This window comes from Mesorhizobium sp. M0618 (assembly GCF_040320765.1).
In the GTDB taxonomy this organism is placed as follows: domain Bacteria; phylum Pseudomonadota; class Alphaproteobacteria; order Rhizobiales; family Rhizobiaceae; genus Mesorhizobium.
The window spans coordinates 44,973-69,899 of record NZ_JAMYQH010000033.1 but is presented as its reverse complement, the minus strand read 5'-3'; the positions used below and the strand labels follow the sequence as shown (position 1 = coordinate 69,899).

Annotated in this window: 19 protein-coding genes, 6 pseudogenes and 1 riboswitch; of the genes and pseudogenes, 9 read left to right on the top strand and 16 right to left on the bottom strand. The window is 59.0% G+C overall.

Annotated features, from left to right (window positions below; all coding sequences use genetic code 11):
- Positions 1-271: 271 nt before the first annotated feature.
- A complete protein-coding gene (locus NKJ04_RS27885; RefSeq protein WP_352678495.1) occupies positions 272-1,327 on the top strand; it encodes a cytochrome-c peroxidase in 1,056 nt (351 codons plus the stop codon).
- 444 nt (positions 1,328-1,771) lie between these two features.
- Here NKJ04_RS27885 and metE read toward each other — a convergent pair whose 3' ends face one another.
- Complete coding sequence (gene metE, locus NKJ04_RS27880) at positions 1,772-4,123, bottom strand: 5-methyltetrahydropteroyltriglutamate--homocysteine S-methyltransferase (protein ID WP_352678480.1); 2,352 nt, start codon at positions 4,121-4,123, stop codon at positions 1,772-1,774.
- A 94-nt stretch (positions 4,124-4,217) separates the two neighbouring features.
- Positions 4,218-4,419: riboswitch (cobalamin riboswitch) on the bottom strand.
- A gap of 705 nt (positions 4,420-5,124) precedes the next feature.
- Here metE and NKJ04_RS27875 point away from each other — a divergent pair.
- Positions 5,125-5,596 (top strand): annotated as a pseudogene (locus tag NKJ04_RS27875) (helix-turn-helix domain-containing protein); the annotation flags it as partial.
- Between the two features lie 123 nt (positions 5,597-5,719).
- Positions 5,720-6,731 (top strand): annotated as a pseudogene (locus tag NKJ04_RS27870) (IS110 family RNA-guided transposase).
- Between the two features lie 247 nt (positions 6,732-6,978).
- On the opposite strand, the pseudogene NKJ04_RS27865 reads toward NKJ04_RS27870, so the two are convergent.
- Positions 6,979-7,538: pseudogene (locus NKJ04_RS27865) on the bottom strand (helix-turn-helix domain-containing protein); the annotation flags it as partial.
- Positions 7,539-7,991: 453 nt separating this feature from the next.
- Positions 7,992-8,306: a hypothetical protein gene (locus NKJ04_RS27860; protein ID WP_352678477.1), complete on the bottom strand. Its 315-nt coding sequence runs from the start codon at positions 8,304-8,306 to the stop codon at positions 7,992-7,994.
- On the opposite strand from NKJ04_RS27860, the gene NKJ04_RS27855 reads away from it, so the two are divergent.
- From NKJ04_RS27855 to NKJ04_RS27845, 3 genes and pseudogenes are all read left to right on the top strand, one after another.
- Positions 8,305-8,853, top strand: coding sequence for an SET domain-containing protein-lysine N-methyltransferase (locus NKJ04_RS27855; RefSeq protein ID WP_352678474.1), 549 nt, complete (start codon positions 8,305-8,307; stop codon positions 8,851-8,853). The two genes, NKJ04_RS27860 and NKJ04_RS27855, sit on opposite strands and share 2 nt — an antisense overlap.
- 49 nt (positions 8,854-8,902) lie before the next feature.
- Entirely contained in the window at positions 8,903-9,838 is a 936-nt protein-coding gene (locus NKJ04_RS27850; protein ID WP_352678471.1) for a phytanoyl-CoA dioxygenase family protein, read from the top strand.
- Between the two features lie 15 nt (positions 9,839-9,853).
- A pseudogene (locus NKJ04_RS27845) lies at positions 9,854-10,073 on the top strand (IS66 family transposase); the annotation flags it as partial.
- A 644-nt stretch (positions 10,074-10,717) separates the two neighbouring features.
- Here NKJ04_RS27845 and NKJ04_RS27840 read toward each other — a convergent pair.
- The 7 genes and pseudogenes from NKJ04_RS27840 to NKJ04_RS27810 all read right to left on the bottom strand — a co-directional run bounded on the left by NKJ04_RS27840 (position 10,718) and on the right by NKJ04_RS27810 (position 17,128).
- Positions 10,718-11,767, bottom strand: a complete 1,050-nt coding sequence (locus tag NKJ04_RS27840; RefSeq protein ID WP_352678468.1) for an NAD-dependent epimerase/dehydratase family protein — start codon at positions 11,765-11,767, stop codon at positions 10,718-10,720.
- Positions 11,768-11,890: 123 nt separating this feature from the next.
- Positions 11,891-12,421, bottom strand: a pseudogene (locus tag NKJ04_RS27835) (transposase); the annotation flags it as partial.
- Between the two features lie 93 nt (positions 12,422-12,514).
- The gene (locus NKJ04_RS27830) at positions 12,515-13,507 is read right to left on the bottom strand and encodes an adenosine kinase (RefSeq protein WP_352678465.1); all 993 of its coding nucleotides are present in this window, start codon (positions 13,505-13,507) and stop codon (positions 12,515-12,517) included.
- Between the two features lie 96 nt (positions 13,508-13,603).
- Entirely contained in the window at positions 13,604-14,776 is a 1,173-nt protein-coding gene (gene metK, locus NKJ04_RS27825; protein WP_352678462.1) for a methionine adenosyltransferase, read from the bottom strand.
- Positions 14,777-14,829: 53 nt separating this feature from the next.
- The gene (glyA, locus tag NKJ04_RS27820) at positions 14,830-16,167 is read right to left on the bottom strand and encodes a serine hydroxymethyltransferase (protein WP_352678459.1); all 1,338 of its coding nucleotides are present in this window, start codon (positions 16,165-16,167) and stop codon (positions 14,830-14,832) included.
- Positions 16,168-16,195: 28 nt separating this feature from the next.
- Entirely contained in the window at positions 16,196-16,525 is a 330-nt protein-coding gene (locus tag NKJ04_RS27815) for an ArsR/SmtB family transcription factor (RefSeq protein WP_245260337.1), read from the bottom strand.
- Between the two features lie 372 nt (positions 16,526-16,897).
- Positions 16,898-17,128 (bottom strand): recombinase family protein, encoded by a 231-nt coding sequence (locus NKJ04_RS27810; protein WP_352678456.1) that lies wholly within the window; start codon positions 17,126-17,128, stop codon positions 16,898-16,900.
- A 395-nt stretch (positions 17,129-17,523) separates the two neighbouring features.
- Between NKJ04_RS27810 and NKJ04_RS27805 the strand changes: the two genes are divergently transcribed.
- Entirely contained in the window at positions 17,524-17,826 is a 303-nt protein-coding gene (locus NKJ04_RS27805) for a hypothetical protein (RefSeq protein ID WP_023778360.1), read from the top strand.
- Positions 17,823-18,272: a type II toxin-antitoxin system VapC family toxin gene (locus NKJ04_RS27800; RefSeq protein WP_352678453.1), complete on the top strand. Its 450-nt coding sequence runs from the start codon at positions 17,823-17,825 to the stop codon at positions 18,270-18,272. Before NKJ04_RS27805 ends, NKJ04_RS27800 begins: the two co-directional genes overlap by 4 nt.
- Positions 18,273-19,095: 823 nt before the next feature.
- Here NKJ04_RS27800 and NKJ04_RS27795 read toward each other — a convergent pair.
- The 6 genes and pseudogenes from NKJ04_RS27795 to NKJ04_RS27770 form a co-directional block, all read right to left on the bottom strand.
- On the bottom strand, positions 19,096-19,590 hold the full coding sequence (locus NKJ04_RS27795; RefSeq protein ID WP_031194149.1) for a MaoC family dehydratase: 495 nt from the start codon (positions 19,588-19,590) through the stop codon (positions 19,096-19,098).
- Positions 19,591-20,065: 475 nt separating this feature from the next.
- Positions 20,066-20,434: a bifunctional hydroxymethylpyrimidine kinase/phosphomethylpyrimidine kinase gene (locus NKJ04_RS27790; protein WP_245271027.1), complete on the bottom strand. Its 369-nt coding sequence runs from the start codon at positions 20,432-20,434 to the stop codon at positions 20,066-20,068.
- Positions 20,412-20,606 (bottom strand): beta/alpha barrel domain-containing protein, encoded by a 195-nt coding sequence (locus NKJ04_RS27785; RefSeq protein ID WP_245261429.1) that lies wholly within the window; start codon positions 20,604-20,606, stop codon positions 20,412-20,414. The genes NKJ04_RS27790 and NKJ04_RS27785 overlap by 23 nt, the downstream gene beginning before the upstream one ends.
- A gap of 55 nt (positions 20,607-20,661) precedes the next feature.
- Complete coding sequence (locus NKJ04_RS27780) at positions 20,662-20,964, bottom strand: hypothetical protein (RefSeq protein WP_352678492.1); 303 nt, start codon at positions 20,962-20,964, stop codon at positions 20,662-20,664.
- 54 nt (positions 20,965-21,018) lie between these two features.
- Positions 21,019-21,282: pseudogene (locus NKJ04_RS27775) on the bottom strand (thiazole synthase); the annotation flags it as partial.
- Positions 21,283-21,300: 18 nt separating this feature from the next.
- Entirely contained in the window at positions 21,301-22,458 is a 1,158-nt protein-coding gene (locus NKJ04_RS27770; protein WP_352678449.1) for a porin, read from the bottom strand.
- A 1,002-nt stretch (positions 22,459-23,460) separates the two neighbouring features.
- Here NKJ04_RS27770 and hemN point away from each other — a divergent pair.
- Positions 23,461-24,822 carry an oxygen-independent coproporphyrinogen III oxidase gene (gene hemN, locus NKJ04_RS27765; protein WP_352678446.1) on the top strand — a complete coding sequence of 454 codons (1,362 nt, stop codon included), beginning with the start codon at positions 23,461-23,463 and terminating at the stop codon, positions 24,820-24,822.
- Positions 24,823-24,927 lie beyond the last annotated feature (105 nt).

Here is a 24,927-nt window from a genome sequence, read left to right as displayed (position 1 = left end):
CGACTTTCTCAACGATGGCGGGAAGATCGCAGTGACCGAATCTACGAAGCCGCCCTCAGGGCGTGCTTTGATGCATACAAACGGTTGCCGAGCAGGGATACTCCTCCTCCCTGAAGTCCAATCGAGAAGAGCGATCACTTCCAAGAGGGTCCCAGCTCAGCCGCGAAAACAGGTGCCAGACCCCGATCCTCTCCCTCAACTGATCTAGCTCAGGGCGTTCATGAGCCGCAGATCGCATAGTGGCTGCGTGCACGACGCAGGAAGACCATTTATGAAAATCCTATTCAGAACGATGGCTGTCACCTTGCTGGCACCCACCGCCTTTGCTGCGGATTCGATCCCCACCGACCTCAGAGATACGGCATTGGCCACCTTCAGGGCTTTGCCATCCACCACGCCGACAGTCGCCAACAACCCGATCACCCCGGAAAAGATCGCTCTCGGCAAGGCACTGTTCTTCGATCCACGCGTCTCGGCGTCAGGCGTCTTGTCGTGCAACTCGTGCCACAACCTGGCCACCGGCGGCGACGACAATCACGAAACCTCGATCGGCCATGGTTGGCAGAAGGGACAGCGCAACGCGCCGACTGTACTGAACGCTGTCTTCAACATCGCTCAGTTCTGGGATGGTCGTGCCGCAGACCTGAAGGCTCAGGCGAAGGGACCGGTCCAAGCCGGCATCGAAATGGCCAATACACCGGACCAAGTCATCGCCACGCTCAAGTCCATGCCGCAATATGTCGAGTGGTTCGATGCAGCTTTTCCGGCTGAAGCCGATCGGGTCACCTTCGACAACTTCGCCAAGGCGATCGAAGCCTTCGAGGCGACACTGGTCACACCGGCCCCGTTCGACAGCTTCCTGAATGGTGATGAGCTTGCCATGACTTCCGAACAGAAACAGGGCCTGGCGCTTTTCATGGACAAAGGCTGCTCGTCCTGCCATGCCGGCATCAACGTTGGTGGGCAAGCCTATTTCCCATTCGGCCTCGTGGAACAGCCCAGCGCCGAGGTCCTGCCGGACAAAGACAAGGGCCGATTCGCGGTCACCAATGCAGCCGATGACTACTATGTTTTCCGCGTGGCGCCGCTGCGCAACGTTGCACTCACCGCGCCATACTTTCATTCGGGCAAGGTTTGGGATCTGAAACAGGCCGTCGCCATCATGGGGACCACCCAGCTTGGCGTAGTACTGGCGGACGAAGAAGTTGATCTGCTTGTTGCCTTCCTCAACTCGCTGACCGGAGAGGTACGCGAGGTCGCCTATCCCATCTTACCCTCCGAAACGGCGACAACGCCCCGGCCTGTAACGCAGATCTCAGGAAAATAAGGGCCAACTGGCTGCGGACGTCGCAATCGAAAATGATTGCGGCTTTTACTTGGGCCACACGAATTGCCACGTCCATCTCCGAATTGGCGGGACACGCTAGCAATACCCGAAACCTGCAACCTCGCCCGTAGTCTGCGCAAATCAACTGGGGAAGCGGACAGACGCGCAGCATCATATATTGTCGCCGCCTGAGCGAACATGCCAAGCAGTCTACTTTGAGAAACGACGTGTGTACGATTTGTTCGAGGCGCGGGGCCTGTATGTTCCCAAGGACCAATACTATAGCGTGGTGTCACATTTATATTTCTGCGGGATGAGGACACGTGCCGAAGGAAAATTGCACATTTTCGCCGTGTGGCTTATTTACAAGAGTGTGATCGGTTTGGCATATTCCCGGCCGACATCCGCCACCGGCAACTCCCCACACGGTGAGGAAGAGAAGCCTTACGCCTGCACTTTCTGCCGGAGCGCGCGTGCTGCAGCGACCATGTTCATGAGGGCAGGGCGGACCTCCTCCCATTTGCGTGTTTTGAGGCCACAGTCCGGGTTTATCCACAGTTGGCCGTCGGACAGTCGCTCGCGGGCAAGCATGACTAAGTCCGAAATCTCGCCGACTTCCGGGACGCGTGGTGAGTGAATATCATAGACGCCGGGACCGATTTCGTTCGGATATTTGGAGCTCGTGAAGGCGTCCAACAGTTCCATCTTCGAGCGCGACGTCTCAATCGAAATGACATCCGCATCCATTCCAGCGATCGCGTGAATGATCTCGTTGAACTCCGAATAGCACATGTGGGTATGAATTTGAGTCGCGTCCTTTACACCCGTTGAAGCGATCCGGAAACATTCGACAGCCCAGTCGAGATAGACTTTCCAGTCAGATTGGCGCAGTGGCAATCCTTCGCGAAACGCGGCCTCATCGATCTGGACCATCCTTGCGCCGGATCTTTCGAGATCCGTCACTTCGTCGCGGATGGCGAGCGCGATCTGGCGGCAGGCTTCGGAGCGGGGTACGTCGTCGCGAACAAAAGACCAGTTGAGAATGGTGACTGGGCCTGTGAGCATTCCCTTCACGGGCTTTTCCGTAAGCGACTGGGCGAATTGCCACCAGCGCACTGTCATCGGATTGCGCCTCGATACGTCGCCGAAAATGATGGGGGGACGCACGTAGCGCGACCCATAGCTTTGTACCCAGGCATGCTGGGTGAGCGCGAAGCCGGACAACTGCTCGCCGAAATGCTGTACCATGTCGTTTCGCTCGAACTCACCGTGCACCAGCACGTCCAGCCCGATCTCTTCCTGCCAGCGAATTGCAGCCTCGATCTCCTTCTTCAGGAACGTCTCATAGTCGACATAGCTCAGCTGGCCCTTCGCATGAGCGGCCCGCGCCTTGCGTACCTGCGGCGTCTGCGGGAAGGACCCGATGGTCGTCGTCGGGAAACGCGGCAGCCCGAGTGAGCCGGCCTGGACTCTGGAGCGCTCGCCAAAAGCGCTCTCTCGTCGCTTCGCGCTGTCCTCAATGCTAGCGATCCGCCCCTGAACAAGCGGGTCATGGATCCTCGTAGATGTCACGCGCGTGGCGGCAGCCTCGGCAGACGCTTTCAACGCGCCTGCTACCGCATCCTTGCCTTGGGACAGGGCCCGGGCCAGCAAGACCAGCTCGTCGGTCTTCTGGGCCGCGAAGGCGAGCCACGACCTGATGTCCGCGTCGAGTTCCGTCTCCATGCGCAGATCAATCGGCACATGCAGCATCGAGCAAGAAGGCGCGATCTCGACGCGGTCCAAGGGCCAGCCGGCGACGATCGCTTTGATGCGGTCGAGAATGGCGGGCAGGTTCGCACGCCAGACGTTGCGGCCATCGATCAAGCCAAGCGAGAGCACCAGATCCTTCGGAGCGAGCCGAGCCACCGTTTCCAGCTGCTCGGGAGCGCGCACGAGATCAATATGCAGGCCGGCCAGGGGCAGAGAAATCGCGGTTTCGAGATTGTCTCCCAGCGACCCGAAATACGTAGCCAGCATGATCTTCAGCTCGGGCGCGGCTTTCGACAGCTGGCCATAGGCGAATTCGAACGCAGCTCGTTCGTTCGGGTTCAGATCGAGGACAAGCGCTGGCTCATCGATCTGCACCCAGTCGGCTCCCGACAGCTTCAGCCTCTCCAGAAGCTGCTCGTAAACCGGCAGCAGCCGCGGTAGGAGCGCGATGGGACCGAACCCCTCGGCAGGCGATTTCGCCAGCTTGAGGAAGGTGATGGGTCCAAGGATGACTGGGCGTGTGTGAATGCCGAGAGCCTTAGCCTCGAGGAAGTAATCGACCGGCTTCGATGACGAGAGGGCGAACGTCTGATCATCATCGAGTTCCGGCACAATGTAGTGGTAGTTGGTGTCAAACCACTTGGTCATTTCCATCGCGGTTACACCAGGTCCATGAGCCTCCTCCTGGTGACGAGCGTGTCCACAGTCCTCCGTCTGACCCTGGTTGCCGCGCGCCATTGCGAAGTAGATGTCAAGTGGGACCTCGCCGCTATTCCAGCCGTAACGGGATGGAACGGCCCCGACCATGGCTGCGGTGTCGAGCACATGGTCGTAAAGCGAGAAGTCGTTCGACGGGATTTTCGACACGCCGCGATCGCGCTGCTCTTCCCAGCTAGCGGCACGGAGCGCCTTCGACGTCGTGAGAAGGTCGCCAGCGGACGATGTTCCGGACCAGTAGCTTTCAAGCGCGAATTTCAGTTCTCGCCGACGACCGAAGCGCGGCACGCCGAGCGTTGCTACAGGAATTTGCTGAGAGACAGTCATGTCATACCCCGATGATTGGGGCGTCGGTGACAAGGAAGGCGCTAGCAGGCCGGCATCAACGCCGGGTTGCAGCGGCCACCGAGACACCCCGCCCGTGGACGTAATTCGCGTGGCAGGTCTCCTGGCTCGCGGGGTCATAGCCTCTACCCGTCTTCCTGAGGGTATTCGCCTCAGTGACATGATTGGGGTTGGCTCGCCGCTAACAGTTGCGGGGGCAGCGCCGGCATCGCACCGGCTTCCCTCTTAGCTCCGCTGCGGCAGCGCCGCACGCGAGAACCACGACACGCAGACAATCACAGCAGTTCGCTCCTTTGTCAATGACGCATAACGAAATGTTTATGTCGTTATGTGATCGCGCTTTTACGCTTGTCTAACATAGTGAAATATTCAGTCGCCCATTGGCGGCGCTGCTCCGCTGCCACCATTGTCAACTAATGAATTCCTGTCGGGCTGCGACATCCCTCGCAGGTCGCCGATCAAGGATTTCGGCCAACACTTCAAGCGCGTGACAACGTCGTTAGAATGCAGAAGATCGCATTGGGGGCGATGTTTAACGATGCGGCCGCAAGCTGTGCGTGCGTGGCAGAAGCGGTTTTCACGGAGTGAGCGCCAAACGGTGGTCCGAGGGGAAATGGCACGCCAGTCGTCATCACGGATGACTAGTACCGTTCCACAGAGATTGTGATGGGTTGTTTTAGCGCAAAATCGGAAGCGATTCCGGAAGAATTCGGACGGCCCCGGGCGTGCGCGAGATGAGGCCGGCTTTTTCTAAAGTGATCACCATCTGGTGGACGGACGGAGCGGTGACGTCGAAGTGGCGCTGCATGTCGGCTTCGGCCGGGGCTGTTTGAAGATCCGGGCATAGATGAAGGCCAAATACTGGCCTTAAAGCTGCGTAAAGCGCGGCTGCGGCGCGGCTTGTCGTTCGCCAAGTGACTGACTCATTTCCGGATTCATCTGCGCCTGCACGCTGAAGGAGGTGCAGGTGAGTATAAAGTTTTGTGGACCTTAGCCAATCGGAGGGTGATCAACTTGACGCGCTATTGAGCGGGGGGCGCCACGCGACGCGCAAAATAAAACGCGCACAGATCCTCTTGGCCGCGAACGACGGCGTGAGCGACGAGGTGATCGCCGCAACCCTTGAAGGTCTCGGGATCGACGATTTATCGGACACGGCGCCGCTTTGTGGAAGCGAACCTGGAGAGAGCGCTCACCGAGGAGCGGCGACCCGGCGTTGAGCGCAAACGTCGAGCAAGGATGAGGCGCTTTTGGTGGCGACCGCCTGCTCAAAGCCGCCACCGGGACGGGCCCGCTGGACCCTCGAACCTCCTGGCCGAGGAGATGGTCCGGCTCACCGACCATGAAGAGCTGTCTTCTGAGACCGTCCGTCGACGGCTGGCAGAGAATGATCTGAAGCCCTGGCGCAAAGACATGTGGTGCATCCCCAAAATCGACGGAGAATACGTCGCCCGCACATGCAGCGAGATTGGGTCTGATCCAATTTTGCACACGATGACGTAATTGCTGCGTCGCTCCTTTGAACGAAGACTCGGCGGACGGCAAAAGCCGCCGACCAGTGAGATCAAGGAGGCCGCAGTGAAGCAATATGTCGGATTGGATGTGTCGCAGCGAGAGACCAGCGTTTGCGTCGTCGATGATGCTGGAAGGGCTGTCTTCCAAGGGAAAGTGAAGTCCCATCCGGGAGCACTGACCGAGTTGCTCCGCAAACGCGCACCGCACACCGAGCGCATCGGATTCGAGACGGGCGCCATGTCCAGCTGGCTCTGGCATGAGCTTAAACGGGTCGGAATGCCGGTTGTCTGCATTGATGCTCGACATGCGAAGGCGGCACTTTCAGTTCGAATGAACAAAAGTGATGAGAACGATGCCCGCGGCCTGGCCGAGCTGGTTCGCGTCGGCTGTTATCGGGAGGCAAGGTCAAAAGCACAGAGAGCCAGGCAACCCGATCCCTCCTGGTGGCGCGATCGCGACTTATCGCCATCCGCCGCGATCTCGAGAACCAAGTCCGGTCAATGCTGAAGGAGTACGGGCTGCAGTTCAGTCGCTCAACCGGTGCGCAGTTTCGGCTAAAGGTCGAGGCGTTGGTTGTCGACGGGCATCAGCTTCGATCCGTGATCGAGCCGCTTCTGACCGTTCATGAACAGGCTTGCAGGGAACAGGAAAAGCTGGACCGGCAGGTACGACGCCTTCTTCGTGAGGATGACACCACGCGCCGGCTTATGACGGTTTCTGGCGTCGGCGTCGTGACGGCGTTGACCTACCGCCATACGATCGATGATCCTTCGCGCTTTTCCTCGGCCAGTGACGTCGACGCCTACCTTGGTCTGACGCCGCGGCGAAAACAATCTGGGGGAACACATGTCAACGGGGGAGATCGGCTGTTGCGGACCTATTTATACGAAGCGGCCAGCGTCCTCATGCACCGGACAAAGAAATGATCGATGCTGAAGGCGTGGGGCGTTCGCCTGTCGAAGCGGATAGTATGAAAAAGGCAAAAGTGGCGGTAGCTCGCAAGATCGCGGTTCTGCTCCACTGGCTCTGGGTTAACGGCACCAGCTTTGAGTGGGGCGGCGAAAAGATGGCGTGACAACCCGCGCTCGATCAGAATCGCGGGTCCGCTTCCGAAACCCGTGATGTCCCCGCCGGGCGGTGGTTGTGGACCTCGTTGAATCGGCTGACGTCGACTTCGAACTTCGTTGCACACGCTGAGGCGCCCAACCCGAACATCATCATGAGGCACTCGACCTCGGAAAGGAAATGACCCCGGCGATGACAGAGCGAAACTCGGATTGACAATCACCCGCAATTAAAGGGCCGATTCACACTCATAGCATCTGAAACCACACCTTGCCGGGCTTGCCCTTCGGCAGGTCGGCGAGGTGGGCGCTTAGCGTGCGCGGTAAGTTTGTTTGAACTCTTCCACGATCCAGGCATCCTGCGCCGGATGGCGCGGTCGCGCGCTCATGTGCGAGAAGCCGAGTCCCTTAGCAGCTTGCCCACGTAGCGCTCGTCATAGGGGACGCCGAAACGATCCGCGATGACGCGCTGCAGATCGATGCGACGCCAGCGCACCACGCCGTCAACCGCAAGGTCCGATCCTGCCTGGACGATTTGCGCCAGTTCGGCCTTCTGTTCCGGCGACAGGCGCGGCGTGTTTCCGCCATACCAGGCATCCTTGAGTCTTTCAGGGCCATCCTCGTTGAAGCGATGCACTCAGTCCCGCAGCGTGTGGCGGTCCATGCCGCCGATCCGTGCAGCATCTTCCCGGCTCATCCCGTCCATGACCGCAGCCAGCGACAACAAGCGCCTGCTCTGGTTGACGTCCTTCGCTGCCGTCGCCAGTTGCCGAAGCCGTAGCCGAATAGTCCGTCCGTACCTTCACCGCTAATCGCATCGCCCGAATGCTCCTCGCGACAAGGAATCACGGATCAATCAAGGCGGGAACCCCTAGACAGTCAGCCCTCAGAGCCTTTGGTATCAGTCCCTCATCGTCGATGGGCGCCTTTCGGTCGTAGACTTCACCTTACTCGCCGTTCTCCGTCAGCTTGGCCCCGTAGTGTTTTCGGGTGCACTGTGAGAGACCCTCGCAGGCTTCTCTGATTGGGTTTGTTGGGGGCAAGCTCCTGTTGCGTTTTTTTGGACCGTGTCGCCCGAGGGTCACTCGCTTCTCTTCGCGCTCGCGCAAGCGATACATCAACATGGACGACCTGTGCGAGCACAAGAAGCTCGCTCTGCGCCAAGCTGCATGACCAGCTTCATGGCCGCCCCGTTTTTGCAGAACTTGACGCACACAACCGACCATTTGACCATTTGCGAAGCACAAGAAGGAGACACTTAGGGCACTCCTTCATGCAGCCAATAGTCTGTGGCGGACGACCACATCACCTTTTGCTGAACTTGACGCACGCAACCCGCTGCTGCGATTTGGCGATGTGCCGCGGCGATCGAACAGGGCCCTGACTCCTCGCGTTTGTCGGACCCGGTACAAAGGCCTATTCAGTTGTTCGTTTTGCTCCAGCCTGAACGCTGAAAAGCAGCCAAAAATCTCTTTTCGCTCGATAGCCAGATTGGCATAAATTTTGAGACGTTCATTGATGTCGGAAGCGACGCCGACTTGTATCACAGCAAACCGATGCTCATTGTGAGGAGTAAGGATTCCCATGTCGATGTCTATCTTGGTAGATGAAGTCTCTTGCGCACGACAACTCAATGCCCGCAACGCAAGAGTTATTGATAGCAGTGGCGCTAGGGGGCGAGGCGTATTCGCAGCTCTGGATCTTTTGCCTGGAGAAATTGTTGTTAAAGGGGTAGTTGCTCGCATGGAGCGTAGTCGGACAACGAACTCCATTCAACTGGATTGGAATGTCCACGCCTTGTTCGAGGAGCCAGTGGTCATTTTAAATCATTCTTGCGATCCCAATTTAGCTATAGTTCCGAATCATCTCGGAGCGTACGATTTTATCGCTGTGCGTCAAATCGCTTCTGGCGACGAAGTGTGCTTCGACTACGCTACGACGGAATCCGAATGCATCGGTGTATCAGTCTGTCTTTGCTCAGCGGCAAATTGCCGAGGTTCAGCCGCAGGCTTTGACAAGTTGCCCCGTGATCATCCGTTGGTCGTGTCGGGATTCCACGCGCCGTACCTCTCTCTACAAAAATCCTTGGCGATTTCCAAAAGGATAGGGATTCTGCAATTCGGCGGATTCTAGCATTTGCTTTGGCCCCCTTCATACAAAACCTCGAGGAGCATGCGTGGCCATGTCTACCCTGCATGATACCGTTGATGCAAATGACACCCGCTTTGTGAATGCGGTTGATATTCCTTTGGACCAGGGCGAAAGCTTCAAAAAGAACGGATTCCTGAAGATCAACGGATTGTTTAGTCCCGCCTGCATACAGGCTCTCAGAGAGGCGGCCTTGCTGAACATCAGGTCAGCGTCCGACCTCGACACACAATACGGAAGCGGGTTCAAGCGGCTGACCTATGGCCTAGGGCAGACTACAGCGTTGCGACACATCTACACAGCCAACTCATTCCGCAAGGCAGTGGTCGGCCTTATCGGTGACCCGCTCATAGTGAGCGAGGGTCTGGCCTTCGAATTGAGCAAAGGCGAGACCGGCTTCACTTGGCATTACGACTCTCTCAGCTTCCGTTTCATTCGGCCAGTCGATCCAGGATACAGCATCTGGGTTCCCTTGAATAGGATCGATCCGGATAGGGGCGGGGGTATGGCTTACATCCCAGAGAGCCTATTATCTGGGCTTTTCAATTTTCAGCTCTCAAGTTTGCTTTCAAAGAAGATGCGCAAGGGTGGAGATATTAGCGTCATGTCATCACCACTGCAAAAAATATTCTCTACGTCGAGCCTACTGGAGGAAGTTTTCGAGGAGAATAAGTTGGAAGACGAATTTGACCTGGGAGATGCGCTACTGTTTACAAAGTCGGTTTGGCATCGAACGAGCCCCTTGAAAAAGAGCGGACCTGAATCGCGTCTGGCCATAGCCATTCGTCTTCTAGATTGGCGTTCCCGTCTAGACCGAGGGATGTTTGAGGGAGAAACGGATAGCGGTGGGGGTATGGGGATGGGCGTCAACTGGGGAAAGCCAAAGCAAACATTTTACGGATCGCAATTTGTCGATGTTGCTGATGGAGATGAGCTTCGCAAATCTCGCTTTTGCGGGCCTATTATCTGAAGCCGATCAACTACATGGGCCGACTTCGCCCGCTTCATCGACGACGGCACCTTCGCCGGTTCCCAGCGCGGCGCCGACCGCACCGCCGTTATGCTTACGACGTCGACCCGAAAGCCGGCTCGCCGATGTCCTGGCCCGCATTGCCGATCTTCCCGCTCGGTCTGCACGAATTACTGCCCTGGCATTGGAAGTGCCGGCGCGAACCGACAAGTCCGCCGACCAGCAGGCCGCCTGACCTTCACGCATCGCCATCATAGAGCCCGCCGCGCCCACGCGCGCGTGCCGATCATGCGGCCTTCGTCGTATGCGTACGGTCTAACGTTAGCTTGAATTCTTCGCAGGCAGCATAGGCGACGAAGCCACCGATTCGGGATTGCTGGCTGCATTGGCTGGAACTCGAGATCGTCATGCCGATGCGTGAGATTGACGGGGGCGCCATGGCGATGGCCCAGGCGGTAGTGTCCCAGTCAGATTGTCACGCATCTGCGCGCGGCCGAGATAATGGATGTCGTCATTATAGCGGTCGTCGGTTGAGCACAGTGTGATCACGGTTTTAAGCGCGGCGGGCGGCGACCTGGAGCCCGTTGAAGCCGCCCGTCTTCGGGGAGCCAGATGCGGGCAGCTAGTCTAGTTTCACACCCGGTATTCGGCATTTGCGCCGCCGAGACAACCTGCCGCATTAACAAGAGATCCGTCAGATGAAAGACATCCGTGTGGTCGCCGATTTCCCGCGCAAGGTGCGCGAGATTGAGAACCTGTGGATCCCGATGCCAGATGGCATAAACATCAATAAGCGCTTCTCTCTTTATAGATAGACGCCGCGCATGTGGCGAACACTTCTGTTCTGGCTTCGGAGCAGCGATCGTCTGCACATTCCTTTTATCTTTCTGTATCAGCCACCGTTCGCGCCTTCCACGCTGCGAGCATTCCCTCTTCCTTCTCCGGCGTAAGCGCGAAATCGGGCTTGGCCCTGCGCCCTGGAGGCACCGCGCTGGAATTCCACCAGGCAAGGGTATCGCGCACCGTCTCGGCAAGAGGGCGGTGGGTGAGTCCAGACCTTAGGGCCTTGTCGAAGTTGATGCTCGCGGAGCCCAGAGCGTCGCCGCACAGCGGCACCCAAGGCACGACCTCGTCTACACCATTCTCCTCCAGGAAGTCATAGTCGTCGATCCAGGTAAAGCGTACGTCGTTCTCAGAGACACCGAGGGATGCGCGCACCCCGGTGAGGAAATCGGTCATCGACAGCGGAGTGCGCGGACCCGCCACGTTGTAAGTGCCGGTCGCCTCCAGTTCCACCATCCGGATCATCCACTCGGTCAGATCGCGCACGTCCACAAATTGTACGGCGTCCGTCCGACGACCGGGCGCGAGTATTTCGCCGCCGCGCTCGACCCGCTGCGGCCAATAGGGGAAGCGGTACGTAGTGTCCCCCGGGCCGACGATGTAGTGAGGCCGCACAATGATAGTTCTCCCGAGGAAGGCCTTTTCGACCTCGATCTCCGAGAGCGCCTTGCGTACGCCGAAGCTGCTCCACCCATTGGACGGGTTCTCTATCAAAACCGGCTTCACAGCCTCGCTAATGTCCGTCGTGACGTAGGGGAAATAGACGCCGGTGGAGGACACATACATGTAAAGCTTTGCACGATCCCGCAGCAACTCTGCAGACAAGCGGACCCAAGCCGGGTCGGTGGCGGAGTTGTCAATGACGGCGTCCCATGACGCGGCTTTCAGCGAGTCAAGGTCGTTGCTCCTGTCGCCGCGCAGGTACTGGACGCCTGGAGGGAGATCTGCCTGCCCGAGCCCGCGGTTGAAGACGGTCACGGTGTGTCCTCGCTGGACGGCGTAGCGCACCTCGTGGGCTCCGATGAAGCCGGTACCGCCCAAAATGAGGATGCGGAGCGGAACATTGGTCTTCTGGATGGGGGTCATTATGCCAATCGTTCGATTAGAGGCCATCGACTGATTCGAAGTTGTTGGCAATACCAAGAGCCATTTTCAATTTCTGTCCAGGGATTTTTCTCCTTCGCATGGACTAGTACCGTTCCACAGAGATCATGCCTCGCTGACGGGATAGGCTTTGCAGAGTTTTTCGCGAGCCTTCTCGGTAGTGAACATCCACTGGATCTGAGCGCCTTCGGCGTTGCGCCGCTGTTCCCGAGCGGCGACCTCGGCGAGGATCGTTTCCTTGTCATCGATGCGACTGTCCAAGCATTGGCTGCGCAGGACGCCGATTTCGATTTCCACCATATTCAGCCAGCTGGCGTGTTTTGGCGTGTGGTGGAACTGAAGCCGCTTCAGCACCCGGCGAGCCTCCGGTGCGGGGAAGGCGTCGTAAAGCGCCCCAACTGAGTGGGTGGGGAGGCTATCCATCACCACCCGGAAAAATCGAGGCCTCGGGATAGTCGACGTCGACCAACTCAGCATGCACTCGGCGAAGTCTTGGTTGGTACGCCGGTCGGTGACCTTCACCCGGCGCCAGGGACGGTGTGCGTCGAGGAAGACGAACAGATTGACGGTGCCGTTGCGGCAGTCATAGCGCTCAGGCTGGCCCGGCTGAGCGGGAATGGGCTCACGCATCTCTCCGAAGCGAATGGCTGTCGCTATCAGCGAGCCTTGACACAGTTCGGCCACTGCGATGATCGCGTCAGTAGGGCAGCTGGTTAGTTGCCCGCGCATCTACAGCAACCCAGCCCGTTCCGCCTCGCGGCGCAAATTCTGCCTTGGCCTTGGGCCGATCTGCTGGATTACCAATCCGGCCGCCAGTGACCCAAGATCGCCGCAGGTCTGCAGGTCGCGGCCTTGCGTGTAGCCATGCAGGAAACCGGCGGCATAGAGATCGCCGGCGCCCGTCGTGTCGACCAGTTCCTTGATGGCGGTCGCCTTGATGACCACGGTCTCGTCGCCGCGCACGATAACCGAGCCCTTTTCGGAGCGGGTAACCGCCGCGATCCTGCAATCCTTGCGGATCTGGGCCAGCGCCTCGTCGAAGGACGAGGTCTGGTAGAGCGACTTGATCTCGTGGCTGTTGGCAAAAACAATGTCGACCGTGCCCGAACGCATCAGGTCGAGGAACTCGTCGCGGTAACGGTCGACGCAGAACGAATCCGACAAGGTCATCGATACTTCGCGACCGGCCGCGTGCGCCAGTTTCGCCGTCTGCCGGATGGCTTCCTTGGCGCGCGGCGGGTCCCACAGATAACCCTCGAAATAGGTCACCTTGGCGCCGGACGCCTTGTCGGCCTCGACATCCTCCGGTCCGAGCTCTACGCAGGCGCCGAGATAGGTGTTCATCGAACGCTCGCCATCGGGGGTGACGAAGATCATCGAGCGCGCCGTCGGCGGCTCGCCCTGGAGCGGCTTGGTGTCGAAGGCGACACCCTGCGCGTGGATGTCGTGCGCGTAGATTTCGCCCAGCGCATCGTTGGAGACCTTGCCGAAGAAGGCGGCGCGTCCGCCGAAGGAGGCAATACCTGCCGCCGTGTTGCCGGCGCTGCCGCCGGAGGCCTCGATCGCCGGGCCCATGCGGCTGTAGAGCAATTCGGCGCGCTGCGTGTCGATGAGATTCATCGCACCCTTGATGATGCCGTTGGTCTCGAGGAATTCCTCCTCGCACTGGGCGATGATGTCGACAATCGCATTGCCGATGCAGAGCACGTCATAATCCGGCATCAATGTCTCCGCCAAAAAACCCGGGCCGGCTTCTTGCCACGCCTGCCAGGCGCGGCTCTGCCCGGTGGAAATGGGCTTTCCGTTCGCCGGCGGCTCTCACGGGGCGGCGAGTCCTGCCTCGCGACGCAATTCGTCCGCCCTGTCTGTCTTCTCCCAGGTGAAATCAGGCTCTTCACGGCCGAAATGGCCATAGGTCGCTGTATTGCGGTATATAGGGCGTAAGAGATCAAGCATCTTGATAATGCCTTTCGGTCTGAGATCGAACAACTCGAGAATGAGGCTCTCGATCCTGCTTTCCTCAACCCTGGCTGTCCCGAACGTGTTGACCATGACGGAAACCGGACTGGCCACGCCGATTGCGTAAGCAAGCTGCACCTCGCACACGTCCGCAAGTCCGCTGGCGACGATGTTCTTTGCGACATAGCGGGCCGCATAGGCAGCTGAGCGGTCAACCTTGGACGGGTCCTTGCCCGAGAAGGCGCCGCCGCCATGACGACCCATCCCGCCATAGGAATCGACGATGATCTTGCGTCCAGTGAGACCGCAGTCGCCGCGCGGCCCGCCGACTACGAACCGCCCCGTCGGGTTGACCAGAATTCTGATGCCTTCCGTCTCCAGGTGGGTAGGCAGGACAGGCTTTATGATTTCCTCAATGACGCCCTCGCGGACAGTCTCTTGCGAGACCTGCTCGTCATGTTGCGTCGACACGACGATGGTATCCAGGGCGACCGGGCGCAACCCCTCATAGCGCACTGAGACTTGGGATTTCATGTCAGGACGCAACCAGCCAAGCTGTGCCTTCCGGACATACGCCTGCCGTTTCGTCAAGCGATGAGCGAGCTGGATCGGCAAAGGCATCAGGGTATCGGTTTCGCGGCATGCGTAGCCGAACATGAGGCCCTGATCTCCCGCTCCCTGCTGGAGGTCTTGCCCTCTTCCCTCGTCAACGCCTTGGCTGATGTCGGGCGACTGCTCGGTGAGGGCATGGACGACGGAGCAACGCCGGCCGTCGAAGCCGACGGCCTCGTCGTCGTACCCAATGTCGAGAATCGTATCGCGCGCAACTTGGCTGTAATCCACCTGGGCATCGCTGGTAATCTCGCCAGCCAGAACGACTATCCCTGATTTTACCAACGCTTCACAGGCGACGCGCGCCTTGGGATCTGTGCGGAGGATGGCATCGAGGATGGCATCCGAGATGTTGTCGGCCAACTTATCCGGGTGCCCCGCGCCAACCGATTCGGAAGAGAACACGAACTGCCTAGCCATGAATACCTCGCTTCGGGTGTTGGATGTGGTATGGGCATTTTGCTTGGCCCACCTTACTTGTTGGAGATGCCCGGGACCTCGAACGCAGCGCACAAGTCGGCAACGTCTCTTCGCACGCAGGCATGGAGATCTTCGTCGTCTGGCCGCTGGAGGACGGAGTCAATGAAGCCAGCAATTTGCTCCATTTCCACATCGCGCATGCCCATTGACGTCACTGCTGGTGCCCCCAGGCGAATTCCGCTTGTGACCGCCGGATCCCGCGGGTCGCCAGGCACCATATTAAAGTTTGTGATAATTCCTGCCTTTGCTAGTCGCTCGGCATAGGCCTTGCCCGATAGTGGCCGATTGCGAAGATCAAGGATCAGCATGTGATTGTCCGTCCCCCCGGTCACCAGGTCATGACCTCGCTCAAGCAGTGCATGTGCCAGAGCCTTGGCGTTCTTGACCGTCTGTTGGCCGTAGCTTCGGAAGGACGGGTTCGCGGCTTCGTGCAAGGCAACCGCTAGCGCAGCGATGGCATTCATGTGAGGCCCGCCTTGCAGGTGAGGGAAGACCGCCCGGTCTATTCGTCTGGCGAGATTGTATTTGCTCTTTGTATGATACAGGGCCTGATAGCGATCTTCGTTCCTTGACAAAATGAAGCCACCGCGGGGACCGCGGATCGACTTGTGGGACGTGCTGCTGACCACGTCGCAATGGCCCACGGGATTCGGGTGCGCTCCCGCGGCAATCAGGCCGCTGATGTGCGCAATGTCGGCTACGAGATAGGAGTTCGCTTCCAGGGCAATTTCTGCCATTGCCGCGTAGTCAAAGACACGCGGGTAAGCAGTTCCGCCGACCCAAATGAGCCGCGGCCGTTCCCGCTTGGCTGTCTCGCGCAAGCGGTCATAGTCAATCTGCTGTGTCGTTTCATCCAACCCATAGGGCACGCGTTGATAGTCAGTACCGGAAAAGTTGATGGCCCAACCATGAGTCAGATGGCCCCCTTCCGGAAGGGGCAAGCCCATGACTTTGTCACCGGGACTCAAAAGCGCACGATAGACAGCCTGGTTGGCCGGCGAGCCGGAATAAGGCTGGACGTTGGCATGCTCGCTGCCAAATAGTGTTTTCAGGCGCTCAATGGCTAGATTCTCAAGCTCATCAACGATCTCGTTTCCAGCGTAGTAGCGCGCACCGGGGTACCCCTCGGCGTACTTGTTCGTGAAAATCGAGCCGTTCGCTTCCAGCACGGCCGAGGACGCAAAGTTCTCTGAGGCGATGAGCTTGAGGGTCGTCCGCTCCTGCCGCTCCTGTCTCAGAAGCAGCTCGTGAACGCGGCAATCAACCGCGGCCAAGGAAGACCGCCCGTGGGTGTCGGGCTGTGCGATCGCACCGTCTGCGGAGTTGTCCATGGTAGCTTCGCGCTCCAATTGGATTGACCTATTTCACGATCAAGCACGCGGTCCCCTTCGGCCGCGTGTCTCGTACCGCTTCGAGCCGCTGCAGGTCCTGTTTATGATAGCCGTCGCGATGGGGCAGGAGATCGACCAATAATTGAACCAGCCCGCCGTCGTTGGATCCTGCGTTGAGATGGTACGAGCGCCACGGAGGCTGTTCGTTGCAGCAAAGAAAGTCGGCTCTGGCGAGCAGCCGGACGTGTCGCGCAACCCGCTCTCGACACACGCCCAGAATCTCCGCTAGCTCGCAGACAGTTAGGTCCGCATGCGCACAAAGGCCCAGGATTCGAAGGCGGTCTGGATGCGCTGCCATGCGTAGGCGACTAACCAGTGTCATCATGGCTCAGGACCAAGTCCTACCGAATTTCTCATTTCGCGTTCTCCACAGAAGCTGCAGATTTCGAAGGGTGTCCAACGACCGGACAAATCTCGGTGGCCGTGACGACCGGCGATATCCTGTGTCGAACAAACAAATGGGCGCTCTTCTTGGGCCTTTAGCCGAAATTGCAAGCAGTTCGGCGAGTCGAAGATAAGCGGGGCCACGGTTTGGAACCACTGACCTCAGACGTTGCAAAAGCCTACCATTCACAGCGAGCCGGAGTTGCTAAGAGTCTATGAATTTCCTTGAAGGATCTGTTGCAACGTTTGCCCAGCCTGGCCTGCTCCCGGTTTGCAGCGGTCATGGTCAGCGATCCATCGCCTCTGCGAGCACGATCAGGAATTTGCCCTGCATCGCATCGCTGATCAGCTCCTGAAGGCCGGGAGCAACAGCGACGCGCCGCAGATCGCGCGGTGGGTATTGCTGTCGACGACAGCCTTGCTTTTCAGCACGCAAGCAGCAGAGCCGCAACTGATCCTCGATCGAGGCGTCTCGGTGATTGTCAGTTGAGTAGCGAGCGCCAAGCGCGACCTTCATGAGGCGGCCCCTTACTCCGGGACGCGGTCGGTTTGGCTATCCGTTTCGGCTTGAACGAAATCCCGTGCGGCCTGTCGCGCCAGCAGCCGGACCAGATTGACGAAGCGTCGATCGGGCTTCGGCGACGCAGGCACAGCCGATTCGCGGGCCGCGCCGGCGACCACACGAAGCTTTTCGGCTGTTGCACGTTTCGGTCGCGCTATGATCGCGTTCCTGTCCTGACGCGAAATACTCCGTTTCGCGACAATGATGCCAAGTCACAGTGCTTCGACAAGATGGAAATTCTTTGTGATCAATGACGCGCGTCGCGCAGGAGCCATGCTGGCCGATGACGGGGCACCTTGTGCTCCGAAGAAGCCATGGCTATATATCCGGATAGAGAACGGAGGCACGCGATGGGCAACACTGCACAGAAGAGAGCCATCGAGAATTATCGCTCTCGCCTGGCTGAGCGCGGCATCGCGCGGTTCGAGATCCTGGCGTTCGACGCAGACCGCGATCTACTGCGAACTCTTGCCCGAAAATTAACGGAGAGCGGGCCGGATGCCCGACAGCTTCGTCGGACCATACAGCAAGCCGTGGCGGGTGAGCCACCGAAAGCGGGCAGCATTCTCGCCGCGTTGCGTCGCTCGCCTCTGGTTGGCTCCAATCTCGACCTCAGCCGGCCGCGCGAAGAGGGGCGCAAGATCGACCTGTGACGCGCTACCTTCTTCATACCAATATCATCAGCAACGTCATAAAGCCGGAGCCTTCGGGCTCGTTGCTGGCCTGGATGGGCGCGCAGAAGGACGAAGACCTCTTCATTGCTTCGCTTACTGTCGCCGAAATTCGCCGAGTCATCCTAGAGAAGCCGAAGGGGAAAACGCGCAGCAGCCTTGAAACTTGGTTCGAGGGCTCCGAAGGCCCGCAAGCGCTGTTCGCTGGCCGCGTGCTATCGTTCGACGAGAAAGCTGGCCTCGTGTGGGCGCGGCTGATGGCCAACGGCAAAGCCAGAGGCCGTTCGCGGAGCGCCCTAGACACAATCATTGCCGCTGTAGCCGAAGCCAACGAGTGTGTCGTAGTGACCGACAATGAAAAGGACTTCGAGGACGTTCAGGTAATCAACCCGCTCCGTAGCTCTGGAAGCCAAGCGGGTGATGATTAGCTCCAACGACCGGCCGATTCAACTTGAGGATTTCAGCGGCACGGAGTCCGAACGCCTCGTGTTCGCCTACCTTTTAGCGATGGCTGGATTGATCTTGCTTAGTTCGGCCAGGGCGTCTCTTCCAGTTCCGCTTTAATGCCATCCCGGTTCATCTAGTCAGCTCGATCTACCAACAGTTCGCACGCACGAGCGCCGCGGACAAGGCGTGATCGCAGGGACTGCGCGATATGCGTGTCGAGCTCGTCCATCTTACACTCGCTCTCGTCTTCGAAGGCCTCTCGCCAAACGTAGTCGATGCCGCGCGCGGCTCGGGGCCTTCTCATCGAGGCTTTCTCGCGACTGGTCTGGCGCGCTACCAATGGCAAATTCGCCCGCCGGGAACTCGTCGGTCTGTACTCCCAGCTCTGGGCGTCCACATCAACTGCGGAGCTCTTGGCATCGCCGTGTTCTGCCTTTAGCTGGCAGCTCTCGAGCTCGACGAGCAGCCGATCAGCGACACCCGCGACCTCAAGTTCGACCCGGTTGACTCGATAACACCCTATTGGCAGATTCAGTCGGGGAGGATCTGCCCACTCCGATCACAAGCCGATCTTTCGACCCCGTGGTCGGGAATTCTGCATGGACCTTCGTGAAGAAGGAATGCACGCGCCGAAAGCCGAAGCGCTTCGGATACATCGACGCCCCTTCCGAGACGGAGCCCCGATTAGGCATTCCTGCCACTCTATCTAGCCGACCCCCGTGGCCGCGTTGCCGATCGGTGCGCACTGGTCGCCTACATCGCCCCGGCACGTGAAGATCGTCTCTGCTGACGCTCGTTGACAATTCAGGCCGCCTCCGGCTGGCGTTTGATCAGCGTCAGCGTCAACCAGCGCGCGGTCAGCGCCGGCTTTTTCGAGCCCTCGATCTCAATCGTCACGCCCAGCGCCGTCTGCACCCAGCCCGACGGCCTGACCTTGACGTCGGCCAGTACGAAACGGGTGCGGATGCGCGATCCGGTTTTCACCGGCGCCAGGAAGCGCAGCGATTCGAAGCCATAGTTGACACCCATCTTGCAGTTTTCGAGCGGCCGCATGGTCTCGAAAGTCATCGCCGACAAAAGCGAAAGCGACAGGAAGCCATGTGCGATGGTGCCGCCGAACGGCGTCTCGCGCTTGGCGCGCTCCGGATCGCAGTGGATGAACTGGTGGTCATCGGTGGACTCGGCGAACTGGTCGATCATCCGCTGCGAGACCACCCGCCACGGCGACACGCCGACTTCCTTGCCGACGCTGGCCAGAAGCTCGTCGAGACTGATCGGTTCCAAGCTAATGTCCTCCATTTCAAACGTCCGAAGCGCGAGCGGCTTCATTCCGTGAACAGTGTCAGCCCATGCTGCACCGACTGCCGGCCATCCATCGGCAGGATGGCCCCGGTGAGATGACTGCCGTCACAGCTGCACGAATAGAGCGTTCCGCCGGCAATCCCGCACCGATGCGGGCCGATCCGAACATGGCTGCAGACGAGCTGGCTTGTACCTCGGTCGCGGTGCGCGTCCTGCAGGCCACTGAAAACAGCTCGTCTTGCTACCGGTGATCATTCCGCCGGCGCCGCTATGCGGTATTGTCGCAGATTGATAAAATCAATTGTCTGGATAGGAACCATCCGTGTCTCGAATGGTGGAGGAGTAGTCCAGCAGACGGGATGGCTTGTGGTCCTTCTTGAAGCGCGCCGACCTCATTGGCCGCTAGCTGTGAGCCGGCAAGCAGCGCCAGTTCAATGACATTGGGTGTCGACACGGCAAGCGGCATCAGATGCTACTTCATGATGCGGGATGGCGCTTGCTTCAAGAAGCGCTCGCCTGACGTGGAAGCCAGCACCGGATCTGGACTGTCGATATGCGCCCGATATTCGCGCAGCACAGCGGCAACCGCAGCGACGATGATCTCAGCTGTTGCGAGCATGCCAACCTTGGTGCCGGCCACTCTGTTAGCCTGAAGCGCAGCGCGCATCTGATCCGCCACCAGACCGGGTTGCGTAACTTGGATTTCCAAGGCGTCTTCCTGGGTTTGCACCGTCAGCGCGCTGACAGCAAGGCAGGTGCGCACGTCAAGGCAAGCGATCGTCTCGATCTCGCGGGCAATTCCAGCCCCACCGCGGGAATCAGACCCTACAACAACGAGCACATGCGGTTCTCGCCCCAGCGCTATTGTTCTGTCTTTCGATCCATTCTCGCGTGCGCGCTTCTGGGGCGTCGTTCAGCGCAAGGTCGGTGACCACGGCTGCGCTTTCGGCGCCAGCCTCGAAAAACGCCTTCGAGCCGGTCAGGTTGAGGCCGCCGATGGAGACCAATGGGATCGGCGCGACCTGGTGCTTCCACTCGCTGATCCGCTCGAGCCCTTGCGACGCCCATTCATCTTCTTGAGGCTAGTTGGATAGACTGGGCCGAGCGCCACATACTCCGGCTCGGCCACTGGCGCAGTTCGGTGTGATCGTGGATCGAAAGGCCGAGCTTCAATCCGACGTATTTCATCGTCAGCATCGGCGGCAGCCAAATCCTTTTGACCAAGATGGACGAGTCGCAGCCTTCCTCGATTGCCGTGCGCCAATAGTCGTTGACGCTCACTTGGCAACCATGGACCGCGCAGGCGTCGTTCGCGCAGCGGATTTCCGTCTGCAGTCCTTTCTCGTCCATATCCTTTATCCGGAGCTGCACCAGACTCACGCCGAGCGGCACCAGCCGGTCAATCCAGCCGGCACGTCGACGACTTCATGAGAAGACGGCCCTGCCGATCGTCGGTGGGTAGCGCGGTTCGAGCATTCCCGAGTTGAAAGCTTCACGACCGGCATCGACCGCTTTGCCGAACGCACGCGCCATGCCGACCGGATCGGCCGCCCTCGGGACCGCCGTGTTCAGGAGCACGGCGTCAAACCTGAGCTCCATGACGGTCGCAGCGTACGACGGCCGTCCGAGCCGTGCATCCACAATCAACGGAATGTAGGGGAAATGTCCGCGCATCAACTGGACCTCGGAGCTCAACGCTTCATCGCATTAGAATGAGCGTTCGAAACGCAGGATACCGCCGACACTGCTCTTCTTGTTGGCATTGGCCCAGTTCACTTCGGAAGCTTTCACCTTTCCGACGGCGGAGCCTCCGTAGCGGTCGTAATCGAGTTCAGCCGTAACTGTGAAATCTGGAAGAAGCGCATAGGCGACGTTCGCAGCGACACCATAGTTCTTGAGCTGATCACCCGAGAGCTGAAGGTTGAACGAAGTTGTCTCGTTGACCTCGTAAGCGGCGCCAGCCCAGAAAGCCCAGTTCCCGCCCCAAATCTTATAGAAGCCGCGACCATGAGCGTCGATCGCGTTCATGGAGTCGTCGTTGAGCTTGCCATTGGAACCGTAGCCGAACATTCCGAACAGCAACAGTTCGTTGGTGACATTGATGTCGACACGGACCTTGGCGGCTACCGATTCGTAGTTGCTATCATAACCAGCAACGCCGGTGATCACTCCCCAGCCATGTGTGTATTTCAAGCCGCCGACTATGTGCGGAGCGTAGTTGTCGATTGTGCCCACCACGCCTGAGCCTTCTTCGAGCGAAACCACGGCGGAAAAGCCGTTCGCGGCGTCGAAGTAGTACTGGACCACATTGGTATCCAAAGCGCCGTACGGAACCGGCGTCTGGTTGAGTACGTCACCCGCGCCGCCAATAAACATGTCGAAGGCCGACCAGTCCTTACCAACTCGGAGGCCACCAAGCTGAATCCAGGCGAAAGTCAAGATGCTGTCTCCGTTGAAGGCATAGGACCGAGAACTGTCCGAAACCGAAGTGTGGCGGTTACCGAAATTCACGCGGGTTTCGGTGTAGGTCTTCAACGTGCCGAGTTCGGTCTCCTGGCCGGTCCAAGCTTTCAGTGTGAAGCGCGTGTTGTTTTGCCATGTACCCTGATCCTCACCAGTCCTCACATCTGAGGTTCTTGCGTGGTAAAACAATCCGACATCGCCCAAGCCCACGTAGTAGCTAAGATAGCCGCCGATGCGCAGGCAGGTCTCGGTGCCTGAAATATAGACGTAGCTGGAGCCGTAGACGTCGCAGATCTTGAGGTACTCAGTGGGATCAGGCTCGGGGGCGATGATCACGGCGCGAGCGTCGGAAGCGGCGATCAGTGCCGCAGTTGAGCCGAGGAGGAGGCTCCCAATGGTCATTGTTGATCTCCGTCTAAATAGTAAAAGGAATCGAGACCGATAAATGATTTTTGCTAAGCAAACGATTGATAGCGCATCAAGCTGAATTCTAGGAGTGTTGCTGCACCTGTCGTGATAATACTCAGGAGAATTTAGAATGTGACTGAGACTTGTTGTCACATATATTAAGCAGTTATCACTCCCGGACGGTCATACAACATTTTTATACAATCACCCCTTTTCACCTCCGCGGTGGGCCTTACAAAGGGTACTACTGCAAATGACGTACCATCCTGACGACCCAGCTGCGGCTTGAAGCTCAAATGTGCGGGCGGACCTTGGTTCCCGCTTCCGTTCTTTTTGCCTTGCGGATCCACCCAAGCAGGAACGGCAAATCTTTCGGCTACGGCTCGTCTGTTCGCTTCGCGACAGTTTGGCTTAATGGCGACGGCATTGTTTGCTGTGAGCCCCGCCGTTGAGGCATCATGCGGCGGCCACCGCCCGGTACGACGCCGTCACTTTGGCGAGCTGATGGTCGATAACCACGCGCCGCAGCCTTGCACCACTGAATCAGTAGGCGCTAGCCTTGGCAGTGCGGCGGACCTGACGGTCGCGTCGAGCAGGTTCTCGTCCTGAAAGCGGCGCGCCACAGCTAATGCTTCTTGCCAGCAATTCACACAACGAGCTCATCGAGATGGCAGAGATCACTATGGGGCGGCGCTAGCTGGCGAGCAAAGTCTGGTCCCAACACCGTATTGTCTCGCCGGATGCGGCATCTGCGCTCAGAAGAATCTCCCACGCGCAGATGAAGGGAAGGTACGGTGGAACAAAACGGTGCGCGTGAGGGTTGCGGCGGGAACACCACGCTGACCGAGTGCGCTCAGACCATCGCTGTCCAGCCAAGACTGAACGGCGCCCATTGCTAAAAAATTTCGAGCCCAAAGCGGAACGGACTGACATAGCGCAAAGACGCAGGCGAGCGCAGCGGTAAGGTTGGATGCTATCAGCATGGGACGGTGACCGTTGCAGACCACGAAATTTCTAGAGGCCCGGCTGCCTTGGTACACTATCTATCCGGCTGTGTCGGAGTTCTCTGGGGCGGTCGGCGCCGAGGCTTATGAGGAATGGCTCAGGAACCTGCCGGCTGATGATCCGGTGTCACTCTATCTGCACGTTCCGTTCTGCCGATCAGCCTGCTGGTATTGCGGCTTCCCAACCACCATCACCCGCCGTGATGCGCCCATCCTCAACTATCTGGCGGCGCTGCGTGACGAGATCCGTCTGGTTTCGGTGCGAGTGCCGAAGACGTTGCCCGTGAGCGACATACATTTCGGCGGCGGAACGCCGTCTCTCATCGGACCAGCCGAGTTCCTCGCTCTGATGGAGTTCCTGCGATGCCGCTTCGCCATCTCGAAAACAGCTACGGTCGCCATCGAGATCGATCCACGCACGCTCACGCCCGAGATGGCGGAAGGCTTGGGAGCGGCCGGCGTGAACCGCGCGAGCCTGGGCGTACAGAGCTTCGATCCCATTGTTCAAAAAGCGATCAACCGGATCCAGAGCGAGGCCCAGACGTCGGCTGCCGTGGAAATGCTGCGCCGGCATGGAGTAAGCCGCATCAACTTCGACCTCATCTACGGCCTGCCGCGTCAAACGGTGGAGTCGTGCGTCGAAACAGTGAGGGCGGCGGTCGCCATGCGCCCCGACCGGCTTGCCTTGTTCGGCTACTCGCACATCCCATCCCAAATAAAGAATCAGCGCCTCATCGAGGCGGAATTTCTTCCCGACAGCGCTGCCCGCGCTGAACAGTATGCGGCTGTCACCGTGACGCTGATTGCCGCCGGCTACCGACAGATCGGGCTCGACCATTTCGCCTTGCCGCACGACGAGCTCGCGCTGGCACAGGAAACAGGTCGCCTGCGACGTAACTCGTTGGGCTACTCGGCCGATACCTGCAGAACCCTGATCGGTTTCGGCGCGTCGGCTATCGGCCGCATCGGCCAAGGATACGTTCAAAACGAAGTTACACGGGATTCCTACATCCGGCACATCGCAGCTGGCCGACTGGCGACATCGAAGGGCCATCGCCTCACAGACGACGACCGCGTGCGAGCCGCAATTATCGAGCGATTAATGTGCGATTTCGAGGCTGACGTGCCGGCAATCTGTGTCGCCCACGGATTTGGTCCGATCCGTCTTCGCGATTCGGCTGAGCGCTTGGCCATGCTGGCCAAGGACGGGATAGTGGACTTCGAAAACGGCTTTGTCCGCGTACGGCGGGAGCATCGCTTTGGGATTCGCGCTGTCGCTGCCGCATTCGATGTTTTTAGGGATGGCGTTACGTATATCCCGCAGCAGCTTAATGCGATGCAAAGCACGACATAGTCCGGCATCAATGTCTCCGCTTGGAACCGCCGGCCTACTTGCCACGCCGGCCGGGCGCTGGTCTGGCAAGTGGGCTTTCCGTTTGCCAATGCGTTCGTTCCGGGC

Coding starts and splice junctions, on each gene's coding strand:
- metE (WP_352678480.1), bottom strand. CDS start 4,123: ATGACTGTCTCTCAGCAAATTCCTGTAGCAACGCTCGGCGTGCCGCGC.
- NKJ04_RS27855 (WP_352678474.1), top strand. CDS start 8,305: ATGTCGATGTCTATCTTGGTAGATGAAGTCTCTTGCGCACGACAACTC.
- NKJ04_RS27770 (WP_352678449.1), bottom strand. CDS start 22,458: ATGACCATTGGGAGCCTCCTCCTCGGCTCAACTGCGGCACTGATCGCC.
- NKJ04_RS27840 (WP_352678468.1), bottom strand. CDS start 11,767: ATGACCCCCATCCAGAAGACCAATGTTCCGCTCCGCATCCTCATTTTG.
- NKJ04_RS27795 (WP_031194149.1), bottom strand. CDS start 19,590: ATGGAGGACATTAGCTTGGAACCGATCAGTCTCGACGAGCTTCTGGCC.
- NKJ04_RS27810 (WP_352678456.1), bottom strand. CDS start 17,128: ATGAAGGTCGCGCTTGGCGCTCGCTACTCAACTGACAATCACCGAGAC.
- NKJ04_RS27830 (WP_352678465.1), bottom strand. CDS start 13,507: ATGCCGGATTATGACGTGCTCTGCATCGGCAATGCGATTGTCGACATC.
- NKJ04_RS27860 (WP_352678477.1), bottom strand. CDS start 8,306: ATGGGAATCCTTACTCCTCACAATGAGCATCGGTTTGCTGTGATACAA.
- NKJ04_RS27815 (WP_245260337.1), bottom strand. CDS start 16,525: ATGGCAGCGCATCCAGACCGCCTTCGAATCCTGGGCCTTTGTGCGCAT.
- NKJ04_RS27850 (WP_352678471.1), top strand. CDS start 8,903: ATGTCTACCCTGCATGATACCGTTGATGCAAATGACACCCGCTTTGTG.
- glyA (WP_352678459.1), bottom strand. CDS start 16,167: ATGGACAACTCCGCAGACGGTGCGATCGCACAGCCCGACACCCACGGG.
- NKJ04_RS27805 (WP_023778360.1), top strand. CDS start 17,524: ATGGGCAACACTGCACAGAAGAGAGCCATCGAGAATTATCGCTCTCGC.
- metK (WP_352678462.1), bottom strand. CDS start 14,776: ATGGCTAGGCAGTTCGTGTTCTCTTCCGAATCGGTTGGCGCGGGGCAC.
- NKJ04_RS27885 (WP_352678495.1), top strand. CDS start 272: ATGAAAATCCTATTCAGAACGATGGCTGTCACCTTGCTGGCACCCACC.